Genomic DNA, 14171 nt, shown 5'->3' on the forward strand with positions numbered 1-14171 from the left:
CGATCACATGTCTTCCCTCATGAGGATCTCGCGGCTTATCGACGCCGTGAATGCTTTCATCGGGCAGTGGGCGAAATGGCTGGTCCTGCTGGCCGTGCTGGTCTGCGCAGGCAACGCCATCATTCGCTACAGCTTCAGCATCAGTTCCAACGCCTGGCTCGAACTGCAGTGGTATATGTTCGCCGGCGTGTTCCTGCTCGGCGCCCCGTACACCCTGCGCCGCGACGAGCATGTGCGCATCGACGTCGTCGCCGGCCGCTTCTCCGAGCGCACCCAGGTCTGGATCGATGTGTTCGGCATCCTGTTCTTCCTGCTGCCGATCTCCGTCATCATTCTCTGGTTGTCGATCCCCTATTTCTGGCTGTCTTACGCCGGCCATGAAATGTCCGGCAACGCCGGCGGCCTGATCCGCTGGCCGGCCAAGTTCCTGATCGTGGCGGGCTTTGCCCTGATGATCCTGCAGGGCCTGTCGGAGCTGATCAAGCGCTTCGCCTACCTGAAGGGGGACCTGCCGTTCTCAGCCTTCCGCAAGCACGCGGTCGACCCGGCGCTGGAGATCGCCGCGATCGCCGAGGCCAACCAGACCGCCGCGTCTGAAAAACGATAAGAGGCGCGCACGATGACGCAATTCCTGATTGCGAACATGGCACCGATCATGTTCGCCTCGCTGGTGGTATTCCTGCTGTCGGGCTTCCCGATCGCCTTTGCGCTGGCCGCCAACGGGCTGCTGTTCGCCTTCATCGGCATCGAGCTGGGGATGCTGCCGCCCGAGCTGCTGCAGGCGCTGCCGAGCCGGCTGTTCGGCATCATCGAGAACGATACGCTGCTGGCGATCCCGTTCTTCACCTTCATGGGCCTGATCCTGGAACGCTCGGGCATGGCCGAGGACCTGCTCGACACCATCGGCCAGCTGTTCGGCCCGATCCGCGGCGGCCTGGCCTACGCGGTGATCTTTGTCGGTGCGCTGCTGGCGGCGACCACCGGCGTGGTGGCGGCCTCGGTGATCTCGATGGGGCTGATCTCGCTGCCGCTGATGCTCAAGTACAAGTACGACAAGCGGCTGGCCTCGGGCGTGATCGCGGCCTCGGGCACGCTGGCGCAGATCATCCCGCCGTCGCTGGTGCTGATCGTGCTGGCCGACCAGCTCGGCCGCTCAGTGGGCGACATGTACAAGGGCGCGTTCGTGCCGGGCCTGGTGCTGACCGGCCTGTACATGCTGTACGTGCTGATGGTCACGCTCGTCAAGCCTGCCGCGGCGCCGGCGTTGCCGCTCGAGGCACGCACCTTCCGCGAGCCCAGCGGCAAGAGCGGCGCGGCCTCGGTACTGGTGCTGACCGCGCTGGCGGTGGCAGTGGGCGTGCTGGTGGACATGTTCTACAAGCCCTCGGCGCCGCTGGATGAGCGCCTGGTGATCTCGGTGGGCGCGGCGATCCTGTTCGCCTTCGTGCTGGCGGTGATCAACAAGACGCTGAAGCTCGGCCTGCTGTCGCAGATGGCGGAGAAGGTCACCTTCGTGCTGATCCCGCCGCTGGCGCTGATCTTCCTGGTGCTCGGCACCATTTTCATCGGCGTGGCCACGCCGACCGAAGGCGGCGGCATGGGCGCGCTCGGGGCGCTGATCCTGGCCATGGTCAAGCGCCGCCTCGACCTGGGCCTGACCAGGCAGGCCATGGAAGCCACGCTCAAGCTGTCGGCCTTCGTGATCTTCATCCTGATCGGCGCGCGCGTGTTCTCGCTGACGTTCTACGGCGTCGATGGCCATATCTGGGTCGAGCACCTGCTGACCGCGCTGCCCGGCGGCCAGACCGGCTTCCTGGTGGCGGTGAACGTGCTGTTCTTCCTGCTGGCGTTCTTCCTCGACTTCTTCGAGCTGGCCTTTATCCTGGTGCCGCTGGTGGGACCGGTGGCAGACAAGCTCGGCATCGACCTGATCTGGTTCGGCGTGCTGCTGGCGGTCAACATGCAGACCTCGTTCATGCATCCGCCGTTCGGCTTCTCGCTGTTCTACCTGCGCTCGGTGGCGCCGCGCGAGGTCAAGACCTCCGATATCTACTGGGGCTCGGTGCCGTTCGTGGTGATCCAGCTGGTGATGGTGGCGCTGATCATCGTTTTCCCCGGCCTGGTCAGCACCGGCACGCAGAAGGCGCAGGACCGCAGCATCACGCGCGACCTGAACATCGACCTGGAAGGCAGCAGCCCCAAACCGGCCGCGCCGAGCTTGTCGATTCCGGGCCCGGCTTCCGCGCCGGCCGAGTCCGGGTCGCTTGAATTGCCGACCCAGCCTCCCGCGGAAAGCGAATCGGCCGCGCCGCAGTTCGAGTTCGAGAAGAAGAAGTAAACCTGCCCTGGCGGCAGTCTCCGGCAAGCCCAGGCCCCGCAGCAATGCGGGGCTTTTTCATTGCGGCGTGCCATGGCCCGCCGCCCGGCGCCAGCATTGCCTTATGGTGCTTCAACCAGCGCGCGATGCCGCTGAAGCAGGCGTCGCGCCCGGCGAGGCAAGCCGCGCAAATGCGAATCGGCTCATCGACCAGCGGGCCGACACGGCCCAGACTGGTTCCTGCGTCCAGCCCATGACCCAGGAGAACACCATGCCTAGCACCAAATGCGCGGGGCATTTCGCCGCGACCCCGATCTACTGCCTGCCATCGATACGTGACCGCCGTAATGATAACAATGCTATCATCACGCCATCCAACGGTGAGGAGTTCACGATGGCAACCCTACTGGTTCGTGGCGTCGATGAAGCGCTGGTCCAGCGCCTGCGCGAGCAGGCCGCGGCCAATGGCCGCAGCGCCGAGGCCGAACACCGCGCCATCCTGGCGCATGCGTTGGGCGGCACGGCCCGGCGCAGCTTTGCCGAAGTGCTGTCCGTCATGCCCGAGGTCGGGCATGACGCCGACTTCGAGCGCATCCAGGATACGGGCGAGGCGCCGCGTGTATTTGATTGATACCAACGTCATCAGCGAGACCCGCAAGCGGGAGCGCGCCAACCCCGGCGTCCGGGCCTTCTTCCGGCAGGCAGCGCGCGATGGGACCGCGCTCTACCTGTCGGCGCTGACCGTGGGCGAACTCCAGCGCGGCGTGGCCCTGATCCGTCATCGCGGCGACGCGGTGCAGGCGGCGCTGCTGGAGCGCTGGCTGGCCCATGTGCTGGAGGACTTCGGCCGCCATGTGCTGCCGGTCGATGCCGAGGTCGCGCAGGTCTGGGGCCAGTTGCGCGCGGCGCGGCCCGAGCACGCGCTGGACAAGTTCATCGCCGCCACCGCGCTGATCCACCGCCTCACCATCGTCACGCGCAATGTCGCGGACTTCCGCGGCACCGGCACGATGGTGATGAATCCGTTCAGCCAGGACAAATAGAAAGGGCCCCGCCTTGGCGGGGCCCTTGCTGCATCGGCGGGAGCCGGGTGGCGCTCAGGCGCCCTGCTTCACGCAGTCGACGAAGTACGCCTTCTTGCCATCGACCTCGTCCTCCACCAGGCCGTGGATGTCGGTCTCGAAGCCCGGGAACAGCTTGTTGAACTCGCGCGCGAACTTCAGGTACTGCACGATGGTGCGGTTGAAGCGCTCGCCCGGGATCAGCAGCGGAATGCCCGGCGGGTACGGCGTCAGCAGGATGGCAGTGACACGCCCTTCCAGGTCGTCGACCGGCACGCGCTCGATCTCGCGGTGGGCCATCATGGCCCACGCGTCCGACGGCTTCATCGCCGGCTCCATGTCCGACAGGTACATCTCCGTGGTCACGCGCGCCACGTCGTTGGCCTTGTACACGCTGTGAATTGCATCGCACAGGTCACGCAGGCCCATGCGCTCGTATTGCGGATACTTGGCGACGAATTCCGGCAGCACGCGCCACAGCGGCTGGTTCTGGTCGTAGTCGTCCTTGAACTGCTGCAACTCGGTCACCAGAGAGTTCCAGCGGCCCTTGGTGATGCCGATGGTGAACATGATGAAGAACGAGTACAGCCCGGTCTTCTCGATGATGATGCCGTGCTCGGCCAGGTACTTGGTGACGATCGCCGCCGGGATGCCGCGCTCGCTGAACTCGCCGTCGACGTCCAGCCCCGGGGTGATGAGGGTGGCCTTGATCGGGTCGAGCAGGTTGAAGCCGTCGGCCAGGTCGCCGAAGCCGTGCCAGCGCTCGTTGGCCTTCAGCATCCATTCCTCGCGGTCGCCGATGCCGTCTTCGATCAGCGCGTCCGGGCCCCACACCTTGAACCACCAGTCGCCGTTGTTGCCGGCATCGTAGTCGCCCTCGACCTTGCGCATGGCGCGGCGGAAGTCCATCGCTTCCTGGATGCTCTCCTCGACCAGCGCGGTGCCGCCCGGCGCTTCCATCATCGCCGCGGCCACGTCGCACGAGGCGATGATCGAGTACTGCGGGCTGGTCGAGGTGTGCATCAGGTACGCTTCATTGAAGCGGTAGCGGTCCAGCTTGCGCGTCTCCGAATCCTGCACCAGGATCTGCGAGGCCTGCGACAGGCCGGCCAGCAGCTTGTGCGTCGACTGCGTGGCAAACACCAGCGCGTCCTTGCTGCGCGGGCGGTCCTTGCCGATCGCGTGCATGTTGCGATAGAAGTCGTGGAAGGCCGCGTGCGGCAGCCAGGCTTCGTCGAAGTGCAGCGTGTCGATCTCGGCCGCCAGCATTTCCTTGATCTGCTCGGCGTTGTACAGCACGCCGTCGTAGGTGCCCTGGGTGATGGTCAGGATGCGCGGCTTCTGGTTCTTCGCCTTGCTGGCGAACGGGTGGCTGGCAATCTTCTTCTTGATGGTCTGCGGATCGAACTCGCTCTTCGGGATCGGGCCGATGATGCCGTAGTGGTTGCGCGTCGGCATCAGGAACACCGGGATCGCCCCCGTCATCATGATCGCGTGCAGGATGGACTTGTGGCAGTTGCGGTCCACCACCACGATGTCGCCCGGCGCCACGTTGGCATGCCACACCATCTTGTTCGAGGTGGAGGTGCCGTTGGTGACGAAATACATGTGGTCGGAGTTGAAGATGCGCGCGGCGTTGCGCTCCGACGCGGCCACCGGGCCGGTGTGGTCCAGCAGCTGGCCCAGCTCGTCGACGGCGTTGCAGACGTCGGCGCGCAGCATGTTCTCGCCGAAGAACTGGTGGAACACCTGGCCCACCGGGCTCTTCAGGAAGGCCACGCCGCCCGAGTGCCCCGGGCAGTGCCACGAATACGAGCTGTCCTGCGCGTAGTCGATCAGCGCCTTGAAGAACGGCGGCGCCAGCGTGTCCAGGTAGACCTTGGCCTCGCGGATGATGTGGCGCGCCACGAACTCCGGGGTGTCCTCGAACATGTGGATGAAGCCGTGCAGTTCGCGCAGGATATCGTTGGGGATATGGCGCGAGGTGCGGGTCTCGCCGTACAGGAAGATCGGCAGGTCGGAGTTGCGGCGGCGCACCTCGGCGACGAAGGCGCGCAGCTTCTCGATCGCGGCGGCCTCGAGCTCCTCGCTGTCGCTGGCGAACTCGTCGTCGTCGATCGACACGATAAAGGTCGATGCCCGGCTCGCCTGCTGGGCGAACGAGGTCAGGTCGCCGTAGCTGGTCAGCCCCATGACTTCCATGCCCTCTTTCTCGATCGCCTCGGCCAGCGCGCGGATGCCGGAGCCGGAGATGTTTTCGGAGCGGAAGTCTTCGTCAATGATGATGACGGGGAAGCGGAATTTCATCGGGCATCCTTGATGGAAAGCAGGACATAAAGGACTTGAGCCACATGGCCGGCAGGGGTTCCCCGCGACGGCGACATGTGGCTCTCACGTCAGGTTTGGCAGCCCTGGCGGGCCTGCCGTGCCGGCAGACGCCGGATTGTAATGCGCTCAGGTCTTCGGCAGTGTGACACCGTGCTGGCCCTGGTACTTGCCGCCCCGGTCGGCGTACGAGGTCTCGCAGACCTCGTCGCTCTCGAAGAACAGTACCTGGGCGCAGCCCTCGCCGGCGTAGATCTTGGCCGGCAGCGGCGTGGTGTTCGAAAACTCCAGCGTCACATAGCCTTCCCATTCCGGCTCGAACGGCGTCACGTTGACGATGATGCCGCAGCGGGCGTAGGTGCTCTTGCCCAGGCAGATGGTCAGCACGCTGCGCGGGATGCGGAAGTATTCCATCGTGCGCGCCAGCGCGAACGAGTTGGGCGGGATGATGCAGACCTCGCCCTTGAAGTCGACGAACGACTTTTCGTCGAAGTTCTTCGGGTCGACGATGGTGCTGTTGATATTGGTGAAGATCTTGAATTCATCGGCGCAGCGGATGTCGTAGCCGTAGCTCGAGGTACCGTACGACACGATCTTGCGGCCGTCGGCCTCCCGGACCTGGCCTGGCTCGAACGGCTCGATCATGCCGTGCTGCTCCGCCATGCGGCGGATCCATTTGTCGGATTTGATGCTCATAGGGTTGGGAGGATAGACGGCTCGGAGTGCGCCGCATTGTACAACCATTCGGCGCGCGCCCCTCAAGCCCCCAGAGGGTGGCGTGCAAGTGGCCGCTACGCCACTACATCTTCGGGCTGGGGGTGGCGGAAGCGCTCGCGCCCGGTATAGAGCAGGAAGTGCTTTCCGGTGCAGCGCGCGAACAGCGTCAGGTTGACGCGCCGGGCCATCTGGTAGCCCATCTGCGTCACGCCCGAGCGCGACAGCAGGAACGGGATGCCCATCTGCGCGCCCTTGATCACCATTTCGGAAGTGAGGCGCCCGGTGGTGTAGAAGATCTTGTCGCCGCCAGTCATGCCTTCGAGCCACATGCGCCCGGCAATTGCGTCGACGGCATTGTGGCGGCCGACGTCCTCGACGAACATCAGCAGCTCGGTACCCTGGAACAGCGCGCAGCCATGCACCGAGCCGGCCTGCTTGTACACCGACTGCTGCAGCCGGATGGTGTCGATGATGCCGTACAGGGTGTCCTGGTCTAGGGTGGCGCCAACCGGCAGCCGGATGCTGTCGACTTCGTCCAGCAGCGAGCCGAACACGGTGCCCTGGCCGCAGCCGGTGGTCACCACGCGACGCGCGGTGCGCTCCTCGATGCGGTCGACGCCGGTGCGGGTGGTCACCGCCGCCGATTCGGTTTCCCAGTCGACCTGCACCGCGGCAATGTCCTCGATCGATTCCACCAGGCGCTGGTTGCGCAGGTAGCCCAGCACCAGGTGCTCGGGCGCGCCGCCCAGCGTCATCAGGGTGACCAGCTCGCGCTTGTCGAGATAGACCGTCAGCGGCCGCTCGCCCGGCAGGTAGGCCGCGCGCACGCGCCCTTGCTCGTCGACGACTTCAACCTCTTCGATCAGTGGAACGGCTGCCTGGGTAAGCTCGGGACGCAAGGTCATGACGAGGGACTCGGGGCTGCGGGTGAAGGCCCCGAGCGGCATGCAGGGGGCGGAAGTTACGGCGCCTTTGCAGGGGATTGTACCGCGCCTGCCGCGGGCGCACCGGCGGTGCTGGCGATGGCAGGCACAGGCGCCACGAACGGTCCCGGATCAGCGCAGGCGGCGGTCTGCACCGGCTCGCGCGCTTGCTGCCCGTGCGCCTTGCGCTCGGCCAGATAATGCGCGGCGATCTTGTCCTGGGTACGGCACAGCTGGTAGGCCGAGACCTTGTCGGACCAGGCGGCGCGCGCCCTGGTCTCGGCGGCCTTGGCCTGCTGGGCCTCGGTCGGCGCGGGCAGCTTGGCCAGCGCGCCCGGGGCGAAGGCCGTGCAGGCGGCACCGGCGGCTACGGCGATCAGGGTCAGGATGCGTGTCATGGTTCAGGATTCCTGCTGTGTCGTGGGACCCGCTCGTCAGCCCTGCGTCAGGCTTCGCCGGGACTCTGCCGCGCCGGCCGGGCCGCGGCGGCATCCGGGCTGGCCGAACGCTGGGCCGGGATCTTGCCCGACTTGATGTCGTCGTACCAGAGCTCGTGGTGCTCCCTGGCCCAGGCCTCGTCGACCCAGCCATCACGCATGGCGCGGTATGCGCCTTCCATGCCGATGGTGCCCATGTAGATATGGCCGCACGCCATCGCGATCATCAGCACCGCCGAGATGCCGTGGATCACGTTGGCGATCTGCATGGTGGCGCGGTAGTAGTCCATGCCCGGCACGATCATGTCGAGCACCCAGCCCGAAACCGACAGCACCAGGCCAAACACGAACACGCCCACCCAGAACCACATCTTCTCGCCGGCATTGAAGCGCCCGCTCGGCACGTGCTTGCCCGAGGCCAGCCCGCCCAGGCTGGTGACCCAGCGGACGTCGTCGCGGCTGGGCAGGTTGTCGCGCAGGAACACCACGAAGGCGACGATCACCGACAGCGTGAAGATCGGCCCCACCACGTTGTGCAGGTTCTTCAGGATGTAGCTGAGCCAGCCGAACAGCATATGGCCCATCAGCGGCAGCAGGAAATGCTTGCCCAGCAGCATCACGATGCCCGACACCGCCAGCACCACGAAGGAAATCGCCATGGTCCAGTGCACGATGCGCTCGAGCGGGGTAAAGCGCTCGATCATGCGGCCGGTTCTGGGCGTGCGCAGCGGGATGGTGCCGCGCCACAGGAAGAAGCCCAGGATCGCCACCGGCACGATCAGCAGCAGCCAGCCGCCCCAGACCGTGATGACACCGTTGCGGAACAGCCGCCACGACTGGCCGGTGCGCTGGATCAGCACCCCGGCTTCCTTGTCGGGCAGGCTGCTGTAGTGGCGCTGGTCGGAATTGACCTCGCGCCACATCGGCGCGTTGTTGCCGGGCTGCGTGACGCTGCGCTGCTGCTGCGACGTGGCCTCGGCGGCGATGTCGCGCGGCGGGATATTGAAGATGTTCTCGGACGCGATGCCGGCCAGCGGCTGGGCCGGATGCGTGGCCGGGTTGTTGGCGTCGGCGCTGGCCGATGCGGTCGCCGGTCCGGTCGACGGCCCCGGCGCGGGCGCCGGCGCCTGTGCCACGGCATTGCCGGCCGCGGCCAGCGCCAGCGCGCCGGCAGTCAGCCAACCCCGCCAGCCACGCCAGCCTCCGGCGCGGCATCGATTGTGCGACGGCGTCATAGCCCCTCCTTCAGTTCCCGGCTGGCGGGAAGTCCACACGGCGGCGCGGTCATTGCACCCGGTTGTACTCGTTCTGCAACTGGTTGCGCTGGCGGATCTGGTTGTTCCAGCTGTTGCGGTCGCCCGCGGTCCAGCCCTTGGCCACGAACGGATCGTCCGGGGCACCCTGGAACGCCTGGGCGTCGGCCTTGCGGTGCGACGGGCCGATGGTCTGCGGCTTCTCGCCGCACGCGGCCAGCAGCACGCCGCACAGCGACACCAGTGCAACGACGCGGATGCGATTCATGACGCTTTCCCTCCTGCAGGTGCCGTGGCTGCCGGCGCGGTCGGCGCGGCGGGCGCGGCGGGCGCGGGCGCGGGCTGCTGCGCCGGTGCCGCGGGCTTCGCGCCGGCCTGGGCATTGCCATAGGCCGTGCCCCAGCCGAACACGTCGCCACCGGTGCCGCGCTTGATCACGCGGTTGCGCAGGATGTCGGCAATCACGTCGCCGTCGCCGCCCAGCAGCGCCTTGGTCGAGCACATCTCGGCGCACAGCGGCAGCTTGCCTTCGGCGAGCCGGTTGCGGCCGTACTTCTCGAACTCGGCCTCGCTGCCGTTCTTCTCCGGGCCGCCGGCGCAGAAGGTGCACTTGTCCATCTTGCCGCGCACGCCGAAGGTGCCGGTCGATGGAAACTGCGGCGCGCCGAACGGGCAGGCGTACGAGCAGTAGCCGCAACCAATGCAGACGTCCTTGTCGTGCAGCACCACGCCGTCCTCGGTGCGGTAGAAGCAGTCGACCGGGCAGACCGCCATGCAGGGCGCGTCCGAGCAGTGCATGCAGGCCACCGAGATCGATTTCTCGGCGCCGACCATGCCGTCGTTGACCGTGACCACGCGGCGCCGGTTCACCCCCCAGGGCACCTCGTGCTCGTTCTTGCAGGCAGTGACGCAGCTGTTGCACTCGATGCAGCGCTCGGCGTCACAGATAAATTTCATGCGTGCCATGGTGTTCCTCTGCGCTTAGGCAAACCGCTCGATCTGGCAAATGGTGGTCTTGGTTTCCTGCATCATCGTCACCGCGTCATAGCCATACGTGGTGGCGGTGTTGACCGCTTCGCCACGCACCACCGGCATCGCGCCCTCGGGGTAGTAGTCCTTCAGGTCCTTGCCCTGCCACCACCCCGAGAAGTGGAACGGGACAAAGGCGGTATCCGGCCCGACCCGCTCCGTTACCAGCGCGCGCACCTTCAGCCTGGCGCCGGTCGGCGTCTTGACCCAGCAGTAGTCGCCGTTGCGGATGCCGCGGTCGGATGCGGCGCGCGGGTTGATCTCGACGAAGTTCTCCTGCTGCAGTTCCGCCAGCCACGGGTTGGAACGGGTTTCCTCGCCCCCGCCCTCGTACTCGACCAGGCGTCCCGACGTCAGGATGATCGGGAATTTCTCGGCCACCTTGTTCTCGAGATTGCGCTGCTGCACCGACTTGTACAGCGTTGGCAGCCGCCAGAACGCCATCTTGTCGTCGTGGGTCGGGTACTTCGCGACCATGTCGGGACGCGTGGAGTACAGCGGCTCGCGGTGCTGCGGGATCGGGTCCGGGAAGTTCCACACCACCGCGCGCGCCTTGGCATTGCCGAACGGGTGGCAGCCATGGTTCTTCAGCACCACGCGCTGGATGCCGCCGGACAGGTCGGTCTTCCAGTTCTTGCCCTCGGCCTTGGCCTTCTCGGCATCGGTCAGGTCGTCCCACCAGCCCAGCTTCTTCAGCAGCACGTGGTCGAACTCGGGATAGCCGGTGGTGATCTCCGCGCCCAGCGAGTGCGAACCGTCCTCGGCCAGCAGGTTGACGCCATCGCGCTCCACGCCGAAGTTGGCGCGGAAGTTGCCGCCGCCGTCCATCACGTGCTTGCTGGTGTCGTACAGGTTGGGCGAGCCCGGATGCTTCAGTTCCGGCGTGCCATAGCATGGCCACGGCAGGCCGAAGTAGTCGCCGGTCAGGTCGTAGCCGGTGACCGGGTCCTTGCCCGACTTGCAGCGCAGCGTCTTGACGTCGAACATCTGCATATTGCGCATGTGCGACTTCAGCCGTTCGGGCGACTGGCCGGTGTAGCCAATGGTCCAGTTGCTGGCGTTGATCTCGCGCAGGATCGATTCGGGCTCGGGTTCCATCCAGGTCCGGCCTGCCCGCTTGACCTCGATCATCTTGTAGTTCTTCGACAGCTCCTTGCCGAAGCCGAGCTTGTCTGCGAACGCCTGCATGATGGTTTGGTCGGGCATCGACTCGAACAGGGGCTCGATCACCTTCTCGCGCCATTGCAGCGAGCGGTTCGAGGCCGTGCACGAGCCCGAGGTCTCGAACTGCGTCGCCGCGGGCAGCAGGTACACCGCGCGGTTGGGGTTGACTTTGTCGCCTTCGGCCGGCGGCATGTTGGCCATGGCCGCGGTCGCCGACGGGTATGGGTCCACCACCACCAGCAGGTCGAGCTTGTCGAGCGCCTTCTTCATTTCCAGGCCGCGCGTCTGCGAGTTCGGGGCATGGCCCCAGAAGAACACGCCGCGCACGTTGTTGTCCTGGTCGATCAGCTCGTTCTTCTCGGTGACGATATCGATCCAGCGCGACACCGTGGTGCCGGACTTCTCCATCATCGCCTGCGACACGAACTGCTTCTTGATCCATTCGTAGTCCACGCCCCAGACCGCCGCGTAGTGCTTCCATGCACCGGTGGCCAGGCCGTAGTAGCCCGGCAGCGAATCGGGGTTGGGGCCCACGTCGGTGGCACCCTGCACGTTGTCGTGGCCGCGGAAGATGTTGGCACCACCGCCCGCCACGCCGATATTGCCCAGCGCCAGCTGCACGATGCACGAGGCGCGCACCATCGCGTTGCCGATGGTGTGCTGGGTCTGGCCCATGCACCACACCAGCGTGCTGGGGCGGTTCTTGGCCATGATCTCGGCCACCATGTAGACCTGCGCCTCGGGCACGCCGGTGACCTCCTCGACCTTGTCGGGGGTCCACTTGGCCAGCACCTCTTCCTTGACCTTGTCCATGCCGTAGACACGGTCGTTCAGGTACTTCTGGTCTTCCCAGCCGTTCTTGAAGACGTGGTACAGCACGCCGAACAGGAATGCGATATCGGTGCCCGAGCGGATCCGCACGTAATGGTGCGCCTTGGCCGCGGTGCGCGTGAAGCGCGGATCGACCACGATCACCTTGCAGCCGTTCTCCTTGGCATGCAGCAGATGCAGCATCGACACCGGGTGCGCCTCGGCCGCGTTGGAGCCGATATACAGCGCCGCCTTGGCGTTCTGCATATCGTTGTACGAGTTGGTCATCGCACCGTAGCCCCAGGTGTTGGCCACGCCCGCCACGGTGGTGGAGTGGCAGATGCGCGCCTGGTGGTCGGTGTTGTTGGTGCCGAAGAACGACACCCACTTGCGCATCAGGTAGGACTGCTCGTTGCTGTGCTTGGAAGACCCGACGAAGAACATCGAGTCCGGGCCGGTCTCCTGGCGGATCGCCTTCATCTTCGCGGTGATCTCGTCGAGCGCCTGGTCCCAGCCGATGCGCTGGTACTTGCCGTTGACCAGCTTCATTGGATACTTGAGCCGGTATTCGCCGTGGCCGTGCTCGCGCAGCGCCGCGCCCTTGGCACAGTGCGCGCCCATGTTCAGGGGCGAATCGAACACCGGCTCCTGGCGGATCCACACGCCGTTCTGCACCACCGCGTCGACCGCGCAGCCGACCGAGCAGTGGCCGCACACGGTGCGCCTGACCACGATGCCGGTCTTGCCATCGCCGGCGGCTTTCTTGTCGTCGGCGGCGTCGGCCTTGCGCAGCAGCGTCAGCTGCGAGGCCGCGAGGCCGGCGCCGACGCCGATGCCGGAGCGCTTGAGGAAGCTGCGGCGGTCCATGGTCGGCATGGCGCCGGCCAGGCTGGCCGCGAGTCGTTGGGAGAGCCGGCCGGAGCTTGCGCCGGCGGACTCGGGCCCGGAGTCGGATCGATGGGCGAGGCCATCAGCGAGGCGGGCGGATGCGCCCTGCGCCGCGCGTTTGCGGGTCAAGATCATGTCTCACCTCAGAAACGGACGATTGGGTAGCGTCCGGTTGCAGGCGGCGCGCCAGACCACGCCGCCGTGGCAGTTACACCAGCGTGGTCCGGTAATACTTGCGGATGTGGTCGGAGACCCGGTAACCCTTGCTGTCCGACGGAGGATCGGTGGGTTCCGGCAGGGCTGCAGCCTGGCCCGGCATGGCGGGTGCGCGCGCGCTCAGCGCTGCCGCACCGGTGGCGGCGGCTACAACTCCGGCGCCCGCGAGAAACGTGCGGCGCGCGACCCTGGTTGGCTTCTCTCTCATGTGGGGGCTCCTCGGTTGTCAAAGCCCGATGGTTGTGCCGTTATGCGTTGTTATGCATATTCTAGAATCAACTGGAAGGAAAGACCATGACAAGCACGGGTTTTTCCTTACCTTCTGCTTCAACTTGAGCTAAGAAACCTGCGCCTTGCGCCGCATCGGTCCCGCGCTCAGGTCATCTCGAGCGCCACCGCCTCGACCCCGGCGAAGGTGCCCAGCAGTCCGGCCACGCTGCGATAGAAGCGCGCCTGCGGGTGCGCCGCCACCGCCTCGCACAAGGGCTCGATCCATGGCTGCAAATGCTTCGCATAGAAGCGCTGCTGCTCGCCCAGGTTAGACACCGACAGGTCGTCGCCCGCCACCAGGAAGCGCATCACCTCGCACAGCGTGGCGATGTGGTCCTCGGTCTCGCTGACGCCTTCGTGGCGCTCCAGGCCATAGCGGGCCAGGTCTTCGCGCAGCGCCACCAGCGGGCGCTCGTTGAGGAAGCCCGTCATGTAGAAAGAGCCGTAGAGAAACACGTCCTGGCGGCCCACGCCGACGAACAGTTGGCGGTACTCCTCCTCGGCCTCGGCCGCGGTGGTCTCGGATGCTGCGTCGCACAACGCGTTCCACGCCTTGCCCAGCACGGTCTGCGCGTCTTCGCCCACGGCGCGGTTGGCCGCGATGTGATGCAGCAAGGCCGCGTCCGGGGCGCGGTAGAACAGCGTCGCCAGCAGGCCGTACAGGTCGGCGCGGGCGGTGTCTTCGCTGTCCGCGGGGTCGGCGGGCGCAGCGGCGGTGAGCTGGATCGGCTGGAAATCTGTCATGTCGTGATGAATTGTGC

At 66.2% G+C, this 14171-nt stretch carries 14 protein-coding genes; 4 read left to right on the forward strand and 10 right to left on the reverse strand.

The window, feature by feature from the left end; translation table 11 throughout:
• Positions 1-7: 7 nt before the first annotated feature.
• From MKD50_RS05345 to MKD50_RS05360, 4 genes are all read left to right on the forward strand, one after another.
• Positions 8-607: a TRAP transporter small permease subunit gene (locus tag MKD50_RS05345; RefSeq protein ID WP_115704390.1), complete on the forward strand. Its 600-nt coding sequence runs from the start codon at positions 8-10 to the stop codon at positions 605-607.
• A gap of 12 nt (positions 608-619) precedes the next feature.
• Complete coding sequence (locus MKD50_RS05350) at positions 620-2338, forward strand: TRAP transporter large permease (RefSeq protein ID WP_252666602.1); 1719 nt, start codon at positions 620-622, stop codon at positions 2336-2338.
• A 373-nt stretch (positions 2339-2711) separates the two neighbouring features.
• Positions 2712-2948 (forward strand): FitA-like ribbon-helix-helix domain-containing protein, encoded by a 237-nt coding sequence (locus MKD50_RS05355; protein WP_115704394.1) that lies wholly within the window; start codon positions 2712-2714, stop codon positions 2946-2948.
• On the forward strand, positions 2935-3360 hold the full coding sequence (locus MKD50_RS05360; RefSeq protein ID WP_240072512.1) for a type II toxin-antitoxin system VapC family toxin: 426 nt from the start codon (positions 2935-2937) through the stop codon (positions 3358-3360). Before MKD50_RS05355 ends, MKD50_RS05360 begins: the two co-directional genes overlap by 14 nt.
• A 54-nt stretch (positions 3361-3414) precedes the next feature.
• Here MKD50_RS05360 and MKD50_RS05365 read toward each other — a convergent pair whose 3' ends face one another.
• The 10 genes from MKD50_RS05365 to MKD50_RS05410 all read right to left on the reverse strand — a co-directional run bounded on the left by MKD50_RS05365 (position 3415) and on the right by MKD50_RS05410 (position 14154).
• Positions 3415-5685 carry an arginine/lysine/ornithine decarboxylase gene (locus MKD50_RS05365; RefSeq protein ID WP_240072513.1) on the reverse strand — a complete coding sequence of 757 codons (2271 nt, stop codon included), beginning with the start codon at positions 5683-5685 and terminating at the stop codon, positions 3415-3417.
• 147 nt (positions 5686-5832) lie between these two features.
• On the reverse strand, positions 5833-6399 hold the full coding sequence (dcd, locus tag MKD50_RS05370; RefSeq protein ID WP_115661373.1) for a dCTP deaminase: 567 nt from the start codon (positions 6397-6399) through the stop codon (positions 5833-5835).
• Positions 6400-6494: 95 nt separating this feature from the next.
• Complete coding sequence (locus MKD50_RS05375) at positions 6495-7325, reverse strand: formate dehydrogenase accessory sulfurtransferase FdhD (RefSeq protein ID WP_252666603.1); 831 nt, start codon at positions 7323-7325, stop codon at positions 6495-6497.
• Positions 7326-7381: 56 nt separating this feature from the next.
• The gene (locus tag MKD50_RS05380) at positions 7382-7741 is read right to left on the reverse strand and encodes a hypothetical protein (RefSeq protein WP_115704400.1); all 360 of its coding nucleotides are present in this window, start codon (positions 7739-7741) and stop codon (positions 7382-7384) included.
• Positions 7742-7788: 47 nt separating this feature from the next.
• Positions 7789-9015 (reverse strand): formate dehydrogenase subunit gamma, encoded by a 1227-nt coding sequence (locus MKD50_RS05385; protein ID WP_252666604.1) that lies wholly within the window; start codon positions 9013-9015, stop codon positions 7789-7791.
• Between the two features lie 49 nt (positions 9016-9064).
• Entirely contained in the window at positions 9065-9301 is a 237-nt protein-coding gene (locus MKD50_RS05390; RefSeq protein WP_018008073.1) for a hypothetical protein, read from the reverse strand.
• Positions 9298-9999 (reverse strand): formate dehydrogenase FDH3 subunit beta, encoded by a 702-nt coding sequence (fdh3B, locus tag MKD50_RS05395; protein WP_092306741.1) that lies wholly within the window; start codon positions 9997-9999, stop codon positions 9298-9300. Before fdh3B ends, MKD50_RS05390 begins: the two co-directional genes overlap by 4 nt.
• Positions 10000-10014: 15 nt before the next feature.
• Complete coding sequence (locus tag MKD50_RS05400; protein WP_115704404.1) at positions 10015-13059, reverse strand: molybdopterin-dependent oxidoreductase; 3045 nt, start codon at positions 13057-13059, stop codon at positions 10015-10017.
• 73 nt (positions 13060-13132) lie between these two features.
• Complete coding sequence (locus MKD50_RS05405; RefSeq protein WP_062801520.1) at positions 13133-13348, reverse strand: formate dehydrogenase; 216 nt, start codon at positions 13346-13348, stop codon at positions 13133-13135.
• Positions 13349-13515: 167 nt separating this feature from the next.
• Entirely contained in the window at positions 13516-14154 is a 639-nt protein-coding gene (locus MKD50_RS05410) for a TorD/DmsD family molecular chaperone (protein ID WP_252666605.1), read from the reverse strand.
• Positions 14155-14171 lie beyond the last annotated feature (17 nt).

This window comes from Cupriavidus mimosae (assembly GCF_023952485.1).
In the GTDB taxonomy this organism is placed as follows: Bacteria; Pseudomonadota; Gammaproteobacteria; order Burkholderiales; family Burkholderiaceae; genus Cupriavidus; species Cupriavidus taiwanensis_C.